This is a genomic window from Clostridium sp. AF12-41 (assembly GCF_003461685.1).
Lineage (GTDB): Bacteria > Bacillota > Clostridia > Lachnospirales > Lachnospiraceae > Otoolea > Otoolea fessa.
The window spans coordinates 16,700-36,741 of record NZ_QTXO01000008.1 but is presented as its reverse complement, the minus strand read 5'-3'; the positions used below and the strand labels follow the sequence as shown (position 1 = coordinate 36,741).

Below are 20,042 nucleotides of genomic sequence, written 5' to 3'. Positions count from 1 at the left end.
ACTATTTTATTTTGCGTTCAAATACATATTCTGAATCTGCAGATAAATCAGACCTAAACGAATATCCGAGTCTGTCAAATTTCTGAATCTCCACCGGATTTTCAATATTATTTTCCGCTATGAATCTGACCATTTCACCACGAGCCATCTTGGCATAGGTACCTTTTGTTACCAATTTATCTCCGGATAACTCACAAAATACAATCGTAATATATCTGTCCTGTGGTGTCAGATACTTTTCTATACATTTCGAGTATTCTTTTGATGCAAGATTAATGATAATCCTGCTGTCATCAATTACTGAATGATATAACCGGTCCCCCCAGTAATCATATAGATTTGTTGTTTCTTCAATCTCAGCTTTTGCCTGCATTTCAAGGCGATAAGGAGTCACACCATCCAGTGGTTTTAAAATGCCATAAAACGCAGACAGGATTCTTAAATGATTTTGCAGATACTCAAACTGCTGGATTTCAAACACAGCTGGTGCCATATATTGAAATGCAATTCCTTCATATGCTAAAACAGCCGGAGTAAGTCTGTTATAAAGATCCATATTTTCCAATCTGTTAACGTTCTGCTCTGCAATCTTGTCATTACATTTCCAGATAGCTTTCAGTTCCTCTTTTGATTTGCTTTTCATCCAGCTTAATATCTCTGCTGTCTTATCAATAAAGGCAGGCAGTTCAACCGGTGCTATGTTATCTGTATCTACAATCATCTTTTTTGCAGGTGACAATATAATCTTCATCAATTTAATTCCTTAAGCATATTTTCAGGATCATCTGCCGCCTTGACTTTATCATTTGCCTTTCTAATGATTCCCTGCTCGTCAATAAGATATGTGGTTCTTACCACACCCATAGAAACCTTGCCATAGTTTTTCTTTTCTTTCCAGACATCATATGCTTCGATCACCTTACGCTCCGGATCTGCCAAAAGTGTAAATGCCAATCCATATTTTTCCTCAAATTTCTTGTGAGAGGCTACAGAATCCTTACTGACTCCAAGGATCACCGCACCTTTCTCGGTGAATTGTGGATAACGCTCAGAAAAGCCACATGCCTGCTTCGTACATCCTGGTGTATTATCCTTTGGATAAAAATATAAAATTATTTTTTTACCTAAATAATCACTTAATTTATGCACTTCTCCGTTCTGAGCCGGCAATTCAAAATCCGGTGCTTTTGTTCCTATCTCTAACATTTACTATTCCTCCGCTTTTGTATTTTCCACCTGTTTTCTTGTTCTTTTATTACCTGAAATCATTTTATGACCAGAATAGACTGCCATAATCATGCATATCAGAGAGCCAAATGCAAAGTATTTGTGTGCTGCTTTTAACCCTTTATATCCTGTATAAAAAGTTCCAACCATTGTAACTATTGCTCCGATTGACCAATATTTATGTGCTTTCATTTTATACCTCCAAATTGATTAAGCTGTTTCCAAAATAAATATCTCTGGATCATTAACAATATTATACCTTCCATTCATCACTTTCTACAAGTAAGAAAAGAAAAATACTCAATCCATGTAGAGATCGATGTAGCATTCACAGTTTTTAACCGCCTTATTGAAAATGTAATCTGCCATCTTATCAAATAATACAAAAGGATGTATCACGATAATTCTCCCATTACCTTGACGCATCCTTTCGTATTGTATTTTTTGCTATTCTTCTTAATGACAGCTATGGTTTCCACATCCATGTTTACCACATGTATGTCCCTCTCCGTGGCTGTGCTCATGGTGAGAACACTTAACATCTGGATTATAATCAAGTGTATCATGCCTGACTTCGACTACATCCGTAAGGAATTGCTCAAAAATGGTGTCAACAAGAAGCTCCTTTGGACAGAATACCTCGAAGAATGCAGTCAGAATGGTGATGATGCTTTGATGTATTCCCAGTTTTGTTATTACATTCAGCAGAACGAGCAAAAAAGCCGTGCTACCATGCACATCCCGCGGAAAGCAGGCCAGCAGATCGAGGTTGACTGGGCTGGTATCCGGCAAAGCTTATTGATCCGGATACCGGTGAAATTACCGAAGCATGGATCTTTGTTGGTGTTATGACCTACAGCCAGTATGCTTTTGTCGAAGCGTTCATCAATGAACAACAAAAGTCATGGACTACCGCTCATGTCCATATGTACGAGTTCTTTGGCGGCGTTACGCCGATTCTGGTATCAGACAATGCTCCTACAGCAACGAACCGTAAACAGAGTGACAAATATGAGTCTGTCCTGATTAAGTCCTATGAGGAACTGGCACAGCATTACAACACTGCTATCATTCCGGCCCGGGTACGTGCCCCGAAGGATAAGCCAACCCTTCCAATTGTTTTAATCAATTGTTGCAATCCTTTAACCGGAAGATATGCTGCCTGCACAGGGATCAATACGGAATCTGCACAAGCCAAAGCGTTAATAGTCATCATTCCAAGAGATGGCATACAATCTATAATGATAAAATCATAAAATTCGCTTAATCTCTCAATAAGTGACCTCATAATCAGTTCCCTGCTCATTGCGTTTACCAAAGATACCTCAATCGCTGATAATTCTATATTGGCCGGTATCAGATCCACACCTTCCTTATGATGAAGGATTGTTTTTTCCATGTTCAGTTTTTCATCATTCACAATATTTAGCATCAGCGTTGCAAGAGAATACTCCATTTCATCCGGTTCCTCATACCCTAAACTAATTGTGAGACTGCCCTGCGGATCTGCATCTATCAGAAGATCCTTTTTCCCTTCCTGTGCCAATCCGATTCCTAAATTCACGCACGATACCGTCTTTCCAACTCCACCTTTTTGATTTGATACTGCTATGCACCTGCTTCGCACTGTCACCACAAAGTTCTCCGATTACGTCAATACTCCTCTTTCCTGTATTGTGGTCAACTTGACTACAATTCTTTCTGCCTGCCTTTTTTTTGATGGCATCATATTTCATCTTATAGGCATAGGCCTTTTCACTTGGTGTAATTTGCTCTCTCTGCAAATTGGAATCGACCATGATCACTACTGCTTCATCATCCTGCAACATACAAATGATTACCGGAATTTTCTTATATCCCAGCTTCTCAGCCGCATATTTTCTTCTGTGGCCAGAAATAATTTCGTAGTAGCCTTCAATCTTTGGACGAACAATCAATGGATTCAGTACACCATACTTTTTTATGCTGTCCTGCAGCTCAATCATCTGACTGTCTCCGATCACTTTAAATGGATGATTTGAAAATGCTCTTAACCGTTCCATTTCAATCTCAACAACTTTTTCATCCGGATCTCTTACATCCGTTTTTTTATCCATAAGCTATCCTCCTCTAAAATATCTGTAACGAAAAAATCCGCCCAGAATAGATTCTTAATCTAATCTGAGCGGATAGATCCGTCAGGCCTGTTTTGTTCAGGCAAGAAAACCATATTTACATTCATTGACACCCCAATCCTTATCCTACGCTGTAGTTATCTCCGTTCGGTACCAGGATTGAATTATTGCATTGGTGCCCGTTAAGAAATTTCGGTGCTCAATATCTGCGTTTAAGTGTTCTCTCGGTGCTCACGAGCACCGGAAAAAAGAAAAAGCAGCAATGAACTTTTACGATCATTGCTGCAAAAAATGCACGTTCCCAGGGGGAATCGAACCCTCAACTAGTGCTTAGGAGGCGCTTGTTATATCCATTTAACTATGGGAACAAATGCCGTATTTTCGGGCTTTTTCAGCCTTTTCGGTCACGGCGACCAACTTTATGAACTCAATCACTTTCGTGATGAATTATCTCTTTCTTATCTCTTCTGATTTTTCAGATTTCGCTTCCTTAAGTGATCCTCAAACGCTACCCTTTTTCTTCAAAAGGGTTCCGCCATGGTTCTACCTTAGGAGGCGAACACTCTATCCTACTGAGCTACAGAGATTTATATGTTTCACGTGAAACATATATCGTATTTTCATACTGCATTTTATTATAATTCATTTTCATGTGTTCCGCAACTATTTTCTCTTCTCACATGCTCCGTATGCAATTTCTGTGTAGCTGTTCACGGGTAGGCACTTTTGGAACCGATGATTTTTTATAGACCTTTACGCAAAATGAGCCGTTCCCATCATCCATATTTTTCCTTTAAACCGACGTCCCGGAAGCGGTTCTCCAAGCAGGTCCATCTTATTGATACCCACGCGGAAATACAGATCGTTGCATTCCACCTTGAGATCATAGATTTCCTCGCCGGTAAACCGGTTTTTCTTACATATAACCTCTTTGATCTCGCCTAAAATCGAATATTGATCGCACTCGATCCCGCTTGGCATAAAAGTTGTATCGACGATCGAATAAATATCCTCTCTCGTCGCCCGGCGCGATGCCATCGAATAGAGATCCAGATCCTCGATTGTTAAGGACTCCATCGCATCCTCGTCGCCATTTTTTGCCGCTTCCAAAAGTTCATCCCGGTTTTTCGCCGCCACTTTGGCTTTTTCAATCTGCAGCGCCGTCTTTTTGATCGGAAGAAGCACCTTGCCCCGATTGGCAAATCCTGCCAGGCTGACCGAAGTCACCTGTAAGCGCTCGCGCTCTTTCCGGTAACACTCCCTGTATTCGATCGGATTCAAGAGATAAAAGATCAGCGAAAGCCCTACCTTATACTCATCCAGAAGCCCCGCATAGGTTTCCTTCTCCGTATGACGCTGAATGGAACATTCTGCCCGCGAGGTTACCTCCTCGTTCAGGATATAGGGATAATAATACTCTATCTCCATCTCATCCTGCTCATTCAGCTCCCCATACATCGCCACGCCGATCCCCGGCGCAACTTCTGTCTTGATCTCATATAATTCGGTCTCCCTGTCAAGCTGAAGACAGCTGGAGGTTCCCGCCTCTCTCGCCAGACAGCGAAGCAGGGCACGGATGTCCTTCTTCTTCTGATACATACTAAATCCGGCAGCTCGCAAAAAACGATGCATATTGACTCCTTCTAACTACAATCCGCAGCTGCTGCCAACACATACAGCCGCCTCATTTCTATCCTTTATTTTCCTTACTTATACCCAAGCGCACGCTCCAGTGCTTCCTTCTCCTCACTTCCTAAAAGCACCTCGGTCTTGCCCTCTACGACATCCTTCAGATACAGGTAACAGCCTTCACGGCTGTGAACAGAATTCAGCACAAATCCCGTGTTGTTATCATCCAGCATGGCAATGACAAAACTCAGATTGCCGCCCATTCCCTTAAATGCATTGTACTTGACAATACCGGTTTTCTGGTATCCAGCCTGCGCCTTGGAGACAACCGAATCCACCAGGCGTTTTGTATCTCCGTCCTTTGCCCGCAGATACTCGGTCTCATCCACCAGTTCCATGATCGTGTCTTCGAGCGTCTCCGCATCTTTTCCCCGCATAAACATATCATATCTGCGATACAACTTCCGATACTGCGAAAAACAGATGACGGATGCAATAAATGATATGAGTGTCAGGATCGCCAGAACGATCACGATAATCCCCGGATCGATGCCAATCCCGCTAAAAATACTGCTCTCCATCTTTCATTCCTCATTTCCCATCATCCGTCCCCTGGGACGAATTTTGTGTAATTACTGTCTTAATGACTCCAAAAGCTCAATCAGACGTTCCAGTTCCGCTGATGAATAGTATTCGATCTCGATTCTGCCTTTATTCTTATCCTTGCGGTTGATCGAAACCTTCGTTCCCATAACCCCTTTCAGCTTCTCTTCCACATCCTTGAAAAAGACCTCCATATCGCGTTCCGGATCTTCTTTCTTTTTCGCCTTTTTCGGCTTCAAAAGCTCTTTCACCAGACGCTCGACCTCGCGGACGCTCAAATGATTTTCTACTGTTTTTAGCGCCAACTGGTACTGTTTTTCACCATCTTCCAGCGAAAGAAGCGCTCTCGCATGACCTCCGGTAAGCCGGTCCTGAATCAACATCTCCTGCACTCTCTCATCCAGTTTCAAAAGACGCATGCTGTTCGTGATCGTCGCACGGTTCTTCGCTACGCGCTCTGCCACGTCCTCCTGACGCAGCCCAAACTCCTGAATCAGCATCTGGTAGGCTTTCGCCTCCTCAATCGGATTTAAATCTGCACGCTGTACATTCTCGATCAGGGCGATCTCCATCGTCTGCTGTCTCGTATACTCGCGCACGATCACCGGAACTTCCCGAAATCCTGCCAGTTTGGCAGCTCTCCACCGGCGCTCTCCGGCAATCAGCTCATAACGATCGCCCTTTTTCTGAACCAGAAGCGGCTGCAGCACGCCGTAACGGCGGATGGATTCTGCCAGCTCTCCGAGCTGTTCTTCATCAAACATCTTACGCGGCTGGCTGACATTTGGCTCAATCTCCGAAATATTTAGAAATTTCTCTTTTTCCACCTCGACGATCTTTACGACCGGCTCCGCTTTTGCCGTCTGTGTCTTCGATTTTGCCGCCGTCTCCCCGGCTGTGCGGGTTTTTCCTTCTGTCGTCGTCTTTCCGGATGCCTTTGCAACTCCCACGCGGCTGCCTTTTCCCACTGTTTTCGCAGCTGTCTTTCCGGCAGACGCCGATTTTTTCTGTTTTTTAGATCCCGGAAGCACCATATCCAGCTCTTCCAGGCTCTTTTTCTCTATCTCCTGTTCCGTCTCACGAACGGAAGTCTTTTTTCCGGCTTCATCCGATGGCTTTGCGCTGCTTTTTCCCACTTCTGCATTCTCGTAATCATTTCCAAAAAAAGCTCCCAGTCCTCTGCCAAGCCCCGTTCTCTTTGACATTTCCTTCCTCCTCACGAACCTCCCGACGCCCCGGCAGGCATCCTTTCTGAATTTCACTTCACCGTTATTTTCCTGCCTACAGCTCTTCTCCCCGGCTGATCACCTCTGCTGCCAGCAGACGGTAGCTCTCTGCACCGGTCGAGCGGCTGTCGTACAGGTTGATCGGCATTCCGTGGCTCGGCGCCTCCGCCAGTCGCACATTTCTCGGTATGATCGTCTTGTAAATCCGCTCATTTAAGTTCTGTTTTACATTCTCTACGACCTGCAGGGAGAGATTCGTTCTCGCATCATACATGGTAAATACCACGCCCTCCAGTTCCAGCGACGGATTCATCTTTTTCCGGACCAGACCGATCGTCCGGAGTACCTGGCTCAGTCCTTCCAGCGCATAATATTCGCACTGGATTGGCACCAGCACCGTATCTGCCGCTACCAGCGCATTGATCGTCAAAAGACTCAGCGACGGCGGGCAGTCGATGATAATAAAATCATACTGATCGCGGATTGTCTCCAGATAACCGTTTAACACCGACTCTTTATTTTCCACATCCAGAAGTTCAATCTCAGCTCCTGCCAGATTCGAATCCGAAGGAAGAACATCCAGATTTTCCTGAACATCGCGCATCAGACAGTCCTCCAGTGTGCAATCGCCCAAAAGCAGCTCATAGACTGTATCTTCAATCTGTTCTTTTTCCAATCCCAAACCAGTGGTTGCATTTCCCTGCGGATCAAAATCGATCGTCAGAACCCTCTGTCCCGCCTCTGCCAGGCATGCCGACAGGTTGATCGCCGTTGTCGTTTTACCTACGCCGCCCTTCTGATTTGCAATCGCAATCGTTCGTCCCATACCGTATTCCTTCCATTTCCTCGGTTTTATCTCACATGAAAGACAGGAAAAAGCCTTCCCGCAGGCATCCGCACAGCGATTTCCAGCTTTTTCCCGTTCTTGTCTTGCCTAATAGTATAACACACTTAAAACTCATTTCCTACTTTTTTAGAAAAATTTCATTTAAAATGTTTCACGTGAAACATCGGCTCCACCGTCTCCCCCAGAGCACACCATTTATCTGCCAGACACACAATCCATGCCTCGCGGCACTGAGGCGGCACCGGTATCAGCGGAAACATATGACGTGCGATGATATTTTTTTCCTTCCAATTTAAATGGTAATCTCTCTGTGCATTTCCAAGCGCTGTTTTCGGGTGACGGAAGCCGTGCAGGCGGTGCGAGGAATCCTTCTGATGCCAGTCATACAAAAAATAATCGTGCAGCAGTGCCCCTCTCACAAGTGATTTTGGTTCCAAGCGAATCTGCCACCGTTCCATCATCCAAAGGCTTGTGTAGGCAACATTGAGGCTATGGCAGTAAATGGATGTCGTACCATGCTGCATCGCCAGCTTCTCCTCGTCTAAGCACCCTTCCTGCTTCAGTTCGCGTATCGTTTCCGCCAGCAGCCGCTGCCTGCCCGCCGACAACTGAAAAGATTTCTCTGTCTTCCGTTCCATACGATGCTGAAAGCATAACTTATTTTCCTTCTTTATCATATCGCGCATTTCTTTCCCCATCGATTGATTTTTTGATACGTGAACATTATAATGAATTTAATATCGATTTTCAATGAAATTTTGTTTACATAAAATAGCATATTCATAACTGTTCACAGGTAGAAATTTTCTGAACTGAAAATTCCGAACGCTATAATTCTGGTTGCAGATTTTTCCGATTTGAAATGCGAAGCATCGGCAAAATCCCGTTACTTGGGCACACATCTGTGAACAGATATTCTGTGAAAAAACGCTGGAAATAGCTGAACTGGAATACAGGAAAATATGATATAATATGAGCACTTAGCGAGGTGTTTTCGATCCTAGTGCGAGTCATACCTAAATACTTAATGAAGCCAAGCCAAAGGCGATAGCTGAATTTAGTATTTATGGTATAATAGAATTACTTGATGAGATATTTTCAAGTTTAATTTTTCGATTCAAAAGGAGCTTTCTATATGAACACAAAAAACAAGATCATGACCTGCCTGATGCTGTCCGCCGGCGGCGCAGTTTCACTGGCACTTTTAAATAAATATATTCAATTTTCTGCCACCTCCCGCGGTCTGACCCGGGAAGAGAATTCTCTCTGCTACAAATGGCGGCTGGGAAATATCTACTATACAAAATGCGGTTCCGGCAAACCGCTTCTGTTGATTCACGATCTGCACTTTGCATCGAGCGGCTATGAGTGGGAATCCATCCGCGAACAGCTCAGCCACTCCTACACCGTCTACACGCTCGACCTTCTCGGCTGCGGACGTTCCGAGAAGCCGAACCTGACCTACACAAATTACCTGTTTGTCCAGCTGATCTGTGATTTTATCAAATCTGAGATCGGACATCGGACCAACATTCTCTCCACCGGTGATTCAGCGGCACTGTCTATCATGGCGTGCAGCAACTCTCCAGAACTGTTTGATCAGATCATGCTCATCAACCCGAGCAGCCTTACCGACTGTTGTCAGCTTCCGGGTAAAAATGCCAAGCTTTATAAGCTTCTTCTGGATCTCCCGCTGGCTGGAACGCTCATTTACCACATTGCGTGCAGCCGCTCTATGATCGAAGAGGCATTCCGCACCAAATATTTTTACAATCCGTATACCGTAAAACCGGTTCAGATCGACCGCAGCCACGAAGCCGCACATCTCGGCGAATGTCCGAAAGCGATCTTCTCCAGTATTGAATGCCGCTATACCAAGTGCAATATTTCCAATGCTCTCAGGAAGATCGACAACAGCATCTTCATCATCGGCGGTTCCGAGGAACCGATGATCGAGGCGACGATTCAGGATTACAAGATTTATAATTCCGCAATCGAGTCCTCTATCATCCCAAAGACCAAACATCTGCCGCAGTTAGAACAGCCGGATGCCGTGATGGATGCGATCCATATGTTTTTTTCTTAAAAAAGGATAATGCGTATGCATACCGCGGAGCGTTTTTTCGTCATAGGACGAAGCTTATTACTGTTCACGCATACGTGCCCAGTAACGGAATTTGCCGTGGCTTCGCATTTAAATACGGCAAATTCCTGCTGCCACCACGTTTTCTTACGGCACTTTCGGTTCCAAAAGTGCCTACCCGTGAACAGCTACTCTCTCTTTCCCACATCTCCATAAAAATTGCTTTTTCATACTCATGCCATGATGCAGATACCATTTTTCCAGTATCTTTCATATTCACAGCATCATCCTTCCGTACGCCTTGTTTGTTTCTTCTTGATAGGAACGGTCCTAATGTTTCATCCAGGTCCCGCCGCACTATCTATATACAAACAAAACCCCCGGAATGCTCCTCTTTATTCTACATTATTCCCACTCGATCTCCTCGGCTTTCGCACAAAAAACTATATTCTGTAACGAAAACTCAAATTTTATAAATTTCCCTATTATTTTCAGCTCTGCCATCGCCTCTACCTGCTTCTCCAGATTTCCTCTGTCATATGCCTGATACGGCTTCTGGAACACAATCTTCCAGGACAAATATTCAGTCATACATTTTTGTTTAAACCCCGCCTATATGAAAAAGAAAGACTGCATACCCTACGTGTTCCATATACAGTCTTTCTCTATCTACCTTTTGATTGCTTTATTTCAGCGGCTCCCGCGACGGCGTTCCCGCTTTTCTCGGATACTTTTTTCCCGTCCTCTCTGTCTTATGAATCCGGACCAGGTTACGCTCATCCTCATTGGCAAGGTGGAAGGAAATCACATCCTCCAGCTCGCCGCCCAGCTTGCGGATCGCACCTTTTCCCGTCTTCATCTCTTCCTCCAGTTTGCCTGATTTGTACGGTACAAACCAGCCTCCCACCTTGACAAATGGCAGGCAGTATTCCGACAGCGTGGACAGATTTGCCACCGCGCGTGAAACGCAGAAATCAAATGTTTCACGTGAAACATTATCATGTGCCGCATCCTCCGCCCGCCCGTGAACCGCCTGAATTTTTTCCAGTTCCAATGCCTGAATTACCTCGTTCAGAAAGTTGATCCGCTTATTTAAAGAATCGAGAAGCGTGACCTTTAAATTTGGAAATGCAATCTTTAACGGGATACCCGGAAATCCAGCTCCCGTTCCAACATCGATCAACGTATACTCTTTCTCTGCCAGATCCGGCACCGCTTTCACAAGTGCCAGACTATCCGAAAAATGTTTGGTCACAACTTCCTTCTGTTCCGTGATCGCTGTCAGATTCACCATCGTATTCCAATGAATCAACAGTTCATAATAATCGTAGAACTGCTTGATCTGGTGTTCATTTAACGCGACGCCCATCTCCTGCGCTTCTTTCTGAAGCTGCCCGGTAAAGTCTGCCGGAGGCAGAACCACACCGCTTTCTACTTTATTTTCTTCTGCCATAAATATATCCTTCATGATATGTTTTATTTTTTCTCAGGTTCTTATCTATCTTACACTTTGAGTTGCTGCAATGCGTTTACCTGTTTCCATGCAGTCTCTGACTCGTTACTGTTCACGCATACGTGCCCAGTAACGGAATTTGCCGTGGCTTCGCATTTAAATACGGCAAATTCCTCCTGCCACCAGGTTTTTTTACGGCACTTTCGGTTCCAAAAGTGCCTGCCCGTGTACAGTAACTCTGAATCCGCTCGTTTCTATTTTACAGTTCTTTCTTCTCTTCCCCATGTCCCGCATGGCGGCTCTGCTCTAAGTGTACCAGCAGCACCGAAATATCCGCCGGTGACACGCCCGCGATTCGGGATGCCTGACCGATATTTGCCGGTTTATAGAGATTTAATTTCTGTACTGCCTCACGGCGCAGGCTTCCGACCGTGGAATAGTCGAAGTTTTCATCCAGCTTCCGGCCCTCCATCTTCTTGAACTGTGCAACCTGCTGCAGCTGGCGGCGGATATAGCCGTCATACTTGATGTTGATGTTGATCTGCTCGATCACATCTTCCGGAAGTTCCGGACGGTTCGGATCCAGCTCTGCCAGTGCTTCATAGCTTAACTCCGGACGGCGTACCAGCTCTGCCAGCGTTGCCGCGGTCTTGAGCGGGGTGCTTCCGTGGCGCTCTAAAAATTCCTGCACTTCTTTTCCAGCGCCAATGTTGATCTTCTCCAGACGCTTTGCCTCTTCCTCGATCATTTTTTCTTTCCAGAGGACACGCTCATACATCGCATCACTGACCAGTCCAATCTCATGCCCGATCGGGGAAAGACGCAGATCCGCATTGTCCTGACGCAAAAGCAGGCGGTATTCCGCACGCGACGTCATCATCCGGTACGGTTCATGGTTTTCTTTGGTAACCAGATCGTCGATCAAGACACCGATATATGCCTGGGAACGGTCGAGGATGATCGGTTCTTTTCCCAGCACTTCGCGCGCCGCATTGACACCCGCCATAAAGCCCTGTACCGCCGCTTCCTCATAACCGGAGCTTCCGTTAAACTGACCGCCGCTGAACAATCCCCGGATCGCCTTAAATTCCAGCGATGCCTTTAACTGGCGTGCATTGATACAATCGTACTCAATCGCATATGCATTTCGAACAATTTTGACATTTTCAAGTCCCGGTACGGTACGGTACATCGCGTACTGCACATCCTCCGGCAGGGAACTGGACATACCGCCCAGATACATTTCATTCGTATAAATTCCCTCCGGCTCGACAAAAACCTGATGACGGTTCTTATCTGGAAATTTTACCACCTTATCCTCGATCGATGGACAGTAACGCGGACCTGTTCCCTCGATCGCGCCCGAAAAGAGGGGCGATCGATCCAGGTTGTTGCGGATGATCTCATGTGTTTTCTCATTGGTATAGGTCAGCCAGCAGGACACCTGCTCCTTCTGCACCGACTCCGGATCGGTGGAAAAAGAAAATGGCACAACCCTCTCATCGCCGAACTGCTCTTCCATCTTAGAAAAATCGATGCTGCGCTTATCGACACGCGCCGGTGTGCCCGTCTTGAAACGGAACATCTCGATTCCCAGCTTTTTCAGGGAATCTGTCAGATGGTTTGCCGCCTGCAGACCATTCGGTCCGGTCGGATTGCTCACATCGCCATAGATACATCTTGCTTTCAGGTACGTTCCCGTTGCCAGCACCACCGCCTTGCAGTAATACGTCGCGCCGGAGTACGTTTTCAGTCCTTTGATCTGACCTTCTTCCACGATCAGCTCTGCCACCTCTCCCTGACGGATCGTCAGGTGATCGGTATTTTCCATGGTACGGCGCATCTGGCGGGTGTATTCCTGCTTGTCCGCCTGCGCGCGGAGCGAATGCACCGCCGGTCCCTTAGACTGGTTGAGCATCTTGGACTGTATAAAGGTTTTATCTATATTTTTTCCCATCTCGCCGCCGAGCGCATCCAGCTCGCGCACCAAGTGGCCCTTCGAGCTTCCGCCGACATTCGGGTTGCACGGCATCAGGGCGATGCTGTCCACGCTGACGGTAAACACGATCGTCTCGAGTCCCAGTCTCGCGCTTGCCAGCGCCGCCTCACAGCCGGCGTGTCCCGCCCCGACGACCGCTACATCATAATTTTCTGTTAAACAGGGCATGTTTCCTCTTTCCTCTCTATCTCTGCGTTCTATTCAAGTCGAACGTCCGTAAGACTTGGCGCGTGATTCTGGTCAGCGTAAGCTGACATATTCTTTACAGAATCACCGCGCATGAGCCGCAGCCGATTTTACTGCAGCTGCACATTTCAATTCGATCAAACGCCTTATATTCTTTCTTGTTTTCAGATCCACCCTATCATACCACAAGGAAAGAAACCTTGCAAAAAATTGATCTATTTCCCCATACAAAAATGGCTGAAAATTTCATTTACCAGATCCTCTTCCAGTGATTCCCCAAGGATCGTTCCAAGATGTTCATAGGCATCCATCAGATCAATCGAGAAAAAATCCTCCGGCATCGCATTGTCGATGCTTGTCTCGACCAGACGCAGGCTTTTCAGCGCCTGCTCCATCGCCGTCTTGTGACGGACGTTTGTCAGCATGACCTGATCGTTGAAATTCAGGTTTCCCTGCAAGAACATCGTCTGAATTTTTTCCTCCAATCGATCAATTCCCTGCTGTTCCTTCGCCGATACCGGAATCACTTCCTGCCCGCACGCTTCGCGAAGCGCTTCTTCTGTGAGAACCGGTTCCAGATCTGTCTTATTTAAGAGGACGATCACCTTCCGTCCCCGGATCAAATCGAGGATCTGACGGTCATTTTCATCCAGCTTCCTTGATCCATCGACCACATACAAGATCAAATCTGCCTCATCCGCAATTTTTCTCGCCCGTTCCACGCCAATCTTTTCAACGATATCCTCCGTTTCCCGGATGCCCGCCGTATCGATCAAATTTAAACTAAGCCCGCGCAGACGGATATTTTCCTCCAGCGTATCGCGTGTCGTACCGGCGATCTCTGTCACAATCGCGCGCTCCTCTCCCAGCAGTACATTCATCAGGGACGATTTTCCTGCATTCGGCTTACCTAAGATCACGGTTTTGATCCCCTCCGTCATGATACGCCCGTTGTCAAACGTCCCGATCGACGCCTCCAGCTCCATCTCAATCGGCTGCAGCGTCTCCCGAAGGCGCTCCGGGTATCCGTCCAGAGAAATATGCTCCGGATCATCAAGTGCGGACTCAATAAAGGCAATCTCATAGATTAGTTTTTCGCGAAGTTCCCGCACTTTCCGCGACATTGAACCGCTCAACTGGCTGACCGAAGACTGCAGCGCATACTCATTTTTCGACTGGATCACATCGATCACGGCTTCCGCCTGCGAAAGATCAATTCTGCCATTTAAAAACGCCCGCTTCGTAAATTCGCCTGGTTCCGCCAGCCGTGCCCCACATTTTACCGCCAGCTCCAGAATCCGCTTCATCACCAGCACGCCTCCGTGACAGTCAATCTCTACCGTATCCTCCGCCGTATAACTGTGCGGACCGCGCATCAAAAGAAGCAGCACTTCATCGATCCGTTCCTCTCCATCCCGAATATATCCATAATGAATCGTATACGTTTTCTGCTCCGAAAGCCTCTTCCCCGCCACCGCCGGTTCAAACATCCGCTCCGCCACCGCAACAGCGTCCGAACCGCTAATCCGGATAATCCCAATCCCCGAACTCGAAAGCGCCGTCGCGATCGCGGCGATTGTATCTGTATATACCATATATATATAAATCCTTCCTTGCTTTTTATCTTCTTATTCTATACCATATGGAAGCATTTTCCCATCTTTATTTACAAATCTAGTCTAATATTTATTTCTTTTTTCATGTTTTCACGATAAACCTCTCGCGCTCGATCCCCCACAAAAAAGAAGGTCTAGATACCTCCAGACCTTCTTCGTCACACTTATTTACTTCTCATATCTCACATACCCGTCACTTCTCTCGCGTCTGCCCTCACGCTTCAGCGAAATAATCACATGCCGGAACGGATCCTCGCCCTCGCTGCGGGTGGTGACATACTTGTCATTCTGCAGCGCTGCATGAATGATCCGTCTCTCATACGGGTTCATCGGCTCCAAAGATACGGAACGTTTCGTTCTCTTTACCTTGTAAGCAATGTTCTTTGCCAGTGTCTCAAGCGTCTCTTTCCGTCTCTCGCGGTAATTCTCGGTATCGAGCTTCACGCGGACGTAATTCTCGCTCTTCTTGTTGACAACCAGGCTGACCAGATACTGGAGAGAATCCAGGGTCTGACCTCTCTTACCGATCAAAATACCCATATCCTCGCCGGAGAGGTCGATGTTCATCTCGCACTCTTCCTCATTGAAAGCCGCTGCGATCTTCACATCTAAGTTCATCGCATCAAATACCTGGCTTAAAAAGTCGATCGCACGATCCTCGAGCGTCTCTTTCTTCTTAGCACGGATGATCGCCGGTTTCGCGCCGATCCCCAGAAATCCGGCGCTTCCTTTTTCGACCACTTCGTACTCTAATTTATCACTGGTGGTTTCCAGTTCAATCAGTGCCTTTGTTACTGCCTCATCGACTGTCTTAGCGGTAACCGTAATCATATCCATCCTGCGCCCTCCTTCTATTTTTTCGCGTGCTTATCGTTGTACTTCTGCACCATCTTGGCCTTGGAAGCCAGACTGCCCGGCTTCGGATCGGAATTGTAAAATGCTTCAGACGCCTCCATCTGCTTTTTATTGCGGGAGATCTTGTCCTCTTTCGCCTTGCTTTCCGCATCCTCGCGTGCCTGAAGCGCCTTTAAATTCACGCTTGCCTTCTCGCTGACATTGGCCGGCGGCAGACCTTTTCTCGCTCTCTTCTTGTTCATCTTCTCCACGTTGCGGCGGATCAGATCATCGACATCGATCTTGTTCATATGTGCATTTACGATCAGCTGCTGAACGAGCTGGAATGCACCCTGAACGACCCAGTAGATACCGATCGCGGACGGCAGGGAGAAACAGAAGAATACGGACATCAGCGGCATCGTGATCATCATGCTGTTCATCATGCTCGCGCCCGGCGCGTCCTGATCCACCTGCTGTAAATTGGAAATCAGCTTGGTGGAGAGCCACTGGGTCAGACCTGCGAGGATCGGGATGATCCATGCGATCGTGATGTGGTTAAAACCGGTAAACGGCGGAGTTGCCAGATTGATGCCGAAGAAATAGTTCATCTGCTCAATCTTGCCCGCATTTTCTGCGATCGTCGAAGAGATCTGCGGGAATAAACTTTCCAGCGTATCCCATCCAGCCGGTGTCAACTTATATAACATATCTACGACTTTGTTTGCCACGGTGTAGTCTACCTTGTCCACCGCCATGCCGACACCGCTTGCCAGCTCGGAAATCTTGTTGACGTAATCCGGCTGCTCCATCAGCGGGTTCGCTACGTTGTCAAAAAAGACACGTACTGACGGTACGTATGCCGGAATGTTGTAGATAACCCGGTACAAAGCGAAGATAATCGGAAGCTGAATCGCCATCGGCAGACATCCTGCCATCGGATTCGAGCCATATTTCTCATAAACTGCCTGCATCTCGACCTGTTGTTTAGCCATCGATGCCTGATCGGTTTTTCCCTTATACCTATTCTGAACCGCCTTGATTTCAGGGTTCATAAGCGACATAAGTTTTGACGATTCCTGCTGTTTGATCGTCAGAGGAAATAACAGTAACTTTGTGATAATGGTAAACAGGATGATACACAGACCGATATTCATGATCCCCATGCTGCTGGTAATCCGGAATAAAAAGTCCATGATATAACCAAACACGCTGGCGATCGGTCCCATGATCGAACCTGCCTTTGTCGCAACTAAAACGCTAACGTCCAATGAACTACCTCCTCATCCTTTACGGAACTGGATCATAACCGCCTTCTGCAAATGGATTACAGCGAAGAATCCGCTTACATGCCAAAATCATACCTTTTACAGCGCCGTACTTTTTAAGTGCCTGGATGGCGTACTCCGAGCACGTCGGCGTGTACTTGCAGTGAGGTCCTGTCATAGGGGAAATATAGAGCTGATATCCCCGAATCATCTTTATCAAGATCTTCTTAATCAATATTCTCACTTCGATTCTCCAGAATGTTATGCAGTCCGCATAAGTGCAGGTATGCACTCTCAATTTTTTTGAAGTCTGCTTCTTTCGCTGCCGGTCTGGCAACGACTACGATGTCTAATCCGAGTCTGACTCTGTCCTTATTTAACCGATAGCTCTCCCGTACCAACCTTGTCACGTGATGGCGGACCACGCTGTTTCCAACCTTTTTGCTGACGGAGATACCGATCCGAGGCTCCTTCCCGTCATCCACCCGCTTCACGTACATAACCAGAAGCTTATTGGCATAGGATTTCCCTGTCTTGTAAACCTTTTGAAATTCGCTGTTCTTCTTAATTGAATTAAAACGCTTCATTAAAATCACCAATGATAAATAATATAAAATAGAATCCGGCTTGCCGGATTCACGCACCGAGGTGCGATTGCATTAGCAATCATTTTCCCCTGCAGCGAGTGTGCATCGCAGAGCTTTTCTTAATATTCTTAGAACTTTTTCTATGAATATTAAGAAAGGCCACAATCTATAACTCGATTGCGGCCTCGTTCATTAAGCAGATAATTTTGCTCTACCTTTTGCTCTTCTGGCAGCCAGAACTTTTCTTCCACCTGCGCTGCTCATTCTCGCACGGAATCCATGAACTTTTGCTCTCTGTCTTTTCTTCGGCTGAAATGTCATCTTCATGTCTGCATACACCTCCTCATCCATAATATAGTAAGAGAAATCCACGCTTCCTCCGGCTCACGCCGAAATCCGCATTCTTCTCAACATAGTTAGACTATTGTAATTAAACATCTTCTCCATTATATAGAAGAATTCCGCATTCGTCAACCACTATTTTGATCTTTTTAATCCCCATAGAACAAGGAATTTCTGTGGTTTTTCCACCATTTCGATCCTGCGTCCCCACAGATCGATCGTCGATTGCTGTCGAGGCACCTTATTGTATACAGTATACACACCGGGACGTTTCCATTTTGTGGATAAAAAAATCCTTATTTTATCAGCATTCCCGCCACCTATTCACAGCTTATCCTCCACTTATCCACATTTTGGGGATAACTTGTGGAAAAGCCGTGGAATACGATCTGGATAAGCTTCTGATTGTTCACACCCATTCACCAAAAAGCCTTATTTTTCGGCGTTTTTTCCACGTGGATAACTGAATTTCACTTATTCACATTGCGGGTTTTTATTGAAAAATGTGGACAAATCATGTAGAATAGAACTTAGATTGGGTTATTTTGCAGTTTTGGCTGCTTTTTACGTTTAGGAGACACAGTATGATAGAGAAAATTAAGGAAAAATGGGATGAAATTCTCCTCCATATTAAAGAAGAACACGAACTGACGGACGTTTCTTTCAAAACATGGCTGCTTCCGACGCAGCCTTATTCCATGAAAGACGGCACCCTTCAGATCCTGGTTCCGGATGTGCAGTTTCTCGGCTATATCAAAAAAAAATACGGACTTTTGATCCAGATTACCATCGAAGAACTAACCGGAATCGAGTGTGAGGTCGATTTTGTCACCATCGAACAGGTCGATGAGCCGCAAAAAGAGACGGACAAAAGCCATCTGATCAACCGCCCGTCCGAGGTCAGCCGCCAGCTCATCCAGGATGCGAACTTAAATCCGCGCTACACATTCGACACCTTCGTCGTCGGCGCGAACAATAACTTAGCGCACGCCGCTTCCCTCGCCGTGGCAGAATCTCCGGGTGAGATCTACAACCCTCTCTTCATTTACGGGGGTGTAGGTCTGGGAAAAACGCATCTTATGCACTCGATCGGACATTTTATCTTAAAAAACAATCCAAAAGCGAAGGTTCTCTACGTTACAAGTGAGAAGTTTACGAACGAACTGATCGATGCGATCCGGAACAAAAACAATATTTCCACCACGGAGTTCCGTGAAAAATACAGAAACAACGACGTCCTCCTCATCGATGATATCCAGTTTATTATCGGTAAGGAATCGACACAGGAAGAATTTTTCCATACCTTCAACGCACTCTATGAAGCGAAAAAACAGATCATTATCTCCTCAGATAAACCGCCGAAAGAGATCGAGACGCTGGAAGAACGGCTTCGTTCCCGTTTCGAATGGGGCTTGACCGTCGATATCCAGTCGCCGGATTATGAAACCCGTATGGCGATCCTCCGCAAAAAAGAGGAACTCGAGGGCTACAATATAGATAATGAAGTGATCAAGTACATCGCCACCAACGTCAAGTCCAACATCCGCGAACTCGAGGGCGCCCTCACCAAGATCGTCGCCCTTTCCAAGTTAAATAACAAGGAGATCACGACGGAGCTGGCGGAGGAAGCGCTCAAGGATCTCATTTCCCCGAACGCGGAGAAAGAAGTGACCCCAGAGCTGATCATCCAGGTCGTTGCTGATCATTTCGGTATCACTCCGCTTGACATTTCCTCCCAGAAGCGCAACAAGGAGATCGTATTCCCGCGCCAGATCGTGATGTATATCTGCCGTTCGATGCTCGGAACTTCCCTGCAGAATATCGGCAAATATTTAGGCGGTCGGGATCACACGACGATCATCCACGGTCACGACAAGATCGCTGCCGATATGGAGAAAAACGAATCGCTTCGCAATACAGTGGAAATCTTAATGAAAAAGATCAGCCCACAGTAGGTTTCTTCCACAATTTCGCGTGGAAAAGTGGTTGAAAACCTGTGGATAACTTTTCCCACATTTTGCTCCATTT

22 protein-coding genes, 1 tRNA gene and 2 pseudogenes are annotated in these 20,042 nt (G+C 46.3%); 3 read left to right on the top strand and 22 right to left on the bottom strand.

Annotated elements, in window-relative coordinates; all coding sequences use genetic code 11:
* Nucleotide 1: 1 nt before the first annotated feature.
* The 4 genes and pseudogenes from yaaA to DWV73_RS13165 form a co-directional block, all read right to left on the bottom strand.
* Entirely contained in the window at nucleotides 2-751 is a 750-nt protein-coding gene (gene yaaA, locus DWV73_RS11555) for a peroxide stress protein YaaA (protein WP_117796782.1), read from the bottom strand.
* The gene (bcp, locus tag DWV73_RS11550) at nucleotides 751-1,206 is read right to left on the bottom strand and encodes a thioredoxin-dependent thiol peroxidase (protein ID WP_107000940.1); all 456 of its coding nucleotides are present in this window, start codon (nucleotides 1,204-1,206) and stop codon (nucleotides 751-753) included. The genes yaaA and bcp overlap by 1 nt, the downstream gene beginning before the upstream one ends.
* Nucleotides 1,207-1,209: 3 nt before the next feature.
* A complete protein-coding gene (locus DWV73_RS11545) occupies nucleotides 1,210-1,419 on the bottom strand; it encodes a DUF6219 family protein (RefSeq protein ID WP_015516636.1) in 210 nt (69 codons plus the stop codon).
* Between the two features lie 264 nt (nucleotides 1,420-1,683).
* Nucleotides 1,684-1,794, bottom strand: a pseudogene (locus tag DWV73_RS13165) (DNA-binding protein); the annotation flags it as partial.
* Between DWV73_RS13165 and DWV73_RS13160 the strand changes: the two are divergent.
* Complete coding sequence (locus DWV73_RS13160; RefSeq protein ID WP_347472260.1) at nucleotides 1,792-2,079, top strand: hypothetical protein; 288 nt, start codon at nucleotides 1,792-1,794, stop codon at nucleotides 2,077-2,079. The pseudogene DWV73_RS13165 and the gene DWV73_RS13160 overlap by 3 nt on opposite strands.
* Nucleotides 2,080-2,332: 253 nt before the next feature.
* Here DWV73_RS13160 and DWV73_RS11530 read toward each other — a convergent pair.
* From DWV73_RS11530 to DWV73_RS11495, 8 genes and pseudogenes are all read right to left on the bottom strand, one after another.
* A pseudogene (locus DWV73_RS11530) lies at nucleotides 2,333-2,791 on the bottom strand (AAA family ATPase); the annotation flags it as partial.
* Nucleotides 2,709-3,323, bottom strand: a complete 615-nt coding sequence (locus DWV73_RS11525; RefSeq protein ID WP_242995809.1) for a ParB/RepB/Spo0J family partition protein — start codon at nucleotides 3,321-3,323, stop codon at nucleotides 2,709-2,711. The pseudogene DWV73_RS11530 and the gene DWV73_RS11525, both read right to left, overlap by 83 nt.
* Nucleotides 3,324-3,637: 314 nt before the next feature.
* A tRNA-Arg gene (locus DWV73_RS11520) sits at nucleotides 3,638-3,709 on the bottom strand.
* Nucleotides 3,710-4,094: 385 nt separating this feature from the next.
* Nucleotides 4,095-4,973 (bottom strand): DUF3881 family protein, encoded by an 879-nt coding sequence (locus DWV73_RS11515; RefSeq protein WP_022359164.1) that lies wholly within the window; start codon nucleotides 4,971-4,973, stop codon nucleotides 4,095-4,097.
* Between the two features lie 74 nt (nucleotides 4,974-5,047).
* On the bottom strand, nucleotides 5,048-5,551 hold the full coding sequence (locus DWV73_RS11510; RefSeq protein WP_117796781.1) for a DUF4446 family protein: 504 nt from the start codon (nucleotides 5,549-5,551) through the stop codon (nucleotides 5,048-5,050).
* Nucleotides 5,552-5,602: 51 nt separating this feature from the next.
* Nucleotides 5,603-6,778 (bottom strand): ParB/RepB/Spo0J family partition protein, encoded by a 1,176-nt coding sequence (locus DWV73_RS11505; protein WP_242995808.1) that lies wholly within the window; start codon nucleotides 6,776-6,778, stop codon nucleotides 5,603-5,605.
* Between the two features lie 76 nt (nucleotides 6,779-6,854).
* Nucleotides 6,855-7,625 (bottom strand): AAA family ATPase, encoded by a 771-nt coding sequence (locus DWV73_RS11500; RefSeq protein ID WP_107000951.1) that lies wholly within the window; start codon nucleotides 7,623-7,625, stop codon nucleotides 6,855-6,857.
* A 158-nt stretch (nucleotides 7,626-7,783) separates the two neighbouring features.
* Entirely contained in the window at nucleotides 7,784-8,284 is a 501-nt protein-coding gene (locus DWV73_RS11495; RefSeq protein ID WP_117796813.1) for an HD domain-containing protein, read from the bottom strand.
* Between the two features lie 497 nt (nucleotides 8,285-8,781).
* On the opposite strand from DWV73_RS11495, the gene DWV73_RS11490 reads away from it, so the two are divergent.
* Nucleotides 8,782-9,732, top strand: a complete 951-nt coding sequence (locus DWV73_RS11490) for an alpha/beta hydrolase (protein WP_117796780.1) — start codon at nucleotides 8,782-8,784, stop codon at nucleotides 9,730-9,732.
* 64 nt (nucleotides 9,733-9,796) lie between these two features.
* Here the strand turns inward: DWV73_RS11490 and DWV73_RS12880 are convergent, their stop codons facing one another.
* The 10 genes from DWV73_RS12880 to rpmH all read right to left on the bottom strand — a co-directional run bounded on the left by DWV73_RS12880 (nucleotide 9,797) and on the right by rpmH (nucleotide 17,999).
* Entirely contained in the window at nucleotides 9,797-10,009 is a 213-nt protein-coding gene (locus tag DWV73_RS12880; protein WP_118696089.1) for a hypothetical protein, read from the bottom strand.
* Between the two features lie 125 nt (nucleotides 10,010-10,134).
* Nucleotides 10,135-10,320: a hypothetical protein gene (locus DWV73_RS11480; RefSeq protein ID WP_117796778.1), complete on the bottom strand. Its 186-nt coding sequence runs from the start codon at nucleotides 10,318-10,320 to the stop codon at nucleotides 10,135-10,137.
* A gap of 94 nt (nucleotides 10,321-10,414) precedes the next feature.
* On the bottom strand, nucleotides 10,415-11,098 hold the full coding sequence (rsmG, locus tag DWV73_RS11475; RefSeq protein ID WP_242995813.1) for a 16S rRNA (guanine(527)-N(7))-methyltransferase RsmG: 684 nt from the start codon (nucleotides 11,096-11,098) through the stop codon (nucleotides 10,415-10,417).
* A 343-nt stretch (nucleotides 11,099-11,441) separates the two neighbouring features.
* Entirely contained in the window at nucleotides 11,442-13,349 is a 1,908-nt protein-coding gene (gene mnmG, locus DWV73_RS11470; protein ID WP_117796776.1) for a tRNA uridine-5-carboxymethylaminomethyl(34) synthesis enzyme MnmG, read from the bottom strand.
* Between the two features lie 233 nt (nucleotides 13,350-13,582).
* On the bottom strand, nucleotides 13,583-14,962 hold the full coding sequence (gene mnmE, locus DWV73_RS11465; RefSeq protein ID WP_117796775.1) for a tRNA uridine-5-carboxymethylaminomethyl(34) synthesis GTPase MnmE: 1,380 nt from the start codon (nucleotides 14,960-14,962) through the stop codon (nucleotides 13,583-13,585).
* A 189-nt stretch (nucleotides 14,963-15,151) separates the two neighbouring features.
* Nucleotides 15,152-15,820 (bottom strand): RNA-binding cell elongation regulator Jag/EloR, encoded by a 669-nt coding sequence (gene jag / locus DWV73_RS11460; protein WP_117796774.1) that lies wholly within the window; start codon nucleotides 15,818-15,820, stop codon nucleotides 15,152-15,154.
* Between the two features lie 14 nt (nucleotides 15,821-15,834).
* Nucleotides 15,835-17,088 (bottom strand): YidC/Oxa1 family membrane protein insertase, encoded by a 1,254-nt coding sequence (locus DWV73_RS11455; protein WP_333489788.1) that lies wholly within the window; start codon nucleotides 17,086-17,088, stop codon nucleotides 15,835-15,837.
* Nucleotides 17,089-17,107: 19 nt separating this feature from the next.
* Nucleotides 17,108-17,317, bottom strand: a complete 210-nt coding sequence (gene yidD / locus DWV73_RS11450) for a membrane protein insertion efficiency factor YidD (protein ID WP_333489800.1) — start codon at nucleotides 17,315-17,317, stop codon at nucleotides 17,108-17,110.
* Nucleotides 17,313-17,672 carry a ribonuclease P protein component gene (rnpA, locus tag DWV73_RS11445; RefSeq protein ID WP_107000958.1) on the bottom strand — a complete coding sequence of 120 codons (360 nt, stop codon included), beginning with the start codon at nucleotides 17,670-17,672 and terminating at the stop codon, nucleotides 17,313-17,315. Before rnpA ends, yidD begins: the two co-directional genes overlap by 5 nt.
* 192 nt (nucleotides 17,673-17,864) lie before the next feature.
* Nucleotides 17,865-17,999 carry a 50S ribosomal protein L34 gene (gene rpmH, locus DWV73_RS11440; RefSeq protein ID WP_087225913.1) on the bottom strand — a complete coding sequence of 45 codons (135 nt, stop codon included), beginning with the start codon at nucleotides 17,997-17,999 and terminating at the stop codon, nucleotides 17,865-17,867.
* 599 nt (nucleotides 18,000-18,598) lie between these two features.
* On the opposite strand from rpmH, the gene dnaA reads away from it, so the two are divergent.
* Nucleotides 18,599-19,969 (top strand): chromosomal replication initiator protein DnaA, encoded by a 1,371-nt coding sequence (gene dnaA, locus DWV73_RS11435; protein WP_022358493.1) that lies wholly within the window; start codon nucleotides 18,599-18,601, stop codon nucleotides 19,967-19,969.
* Nucleotides 19,970-20,042 lie beyond the last annotated feature (73 nt).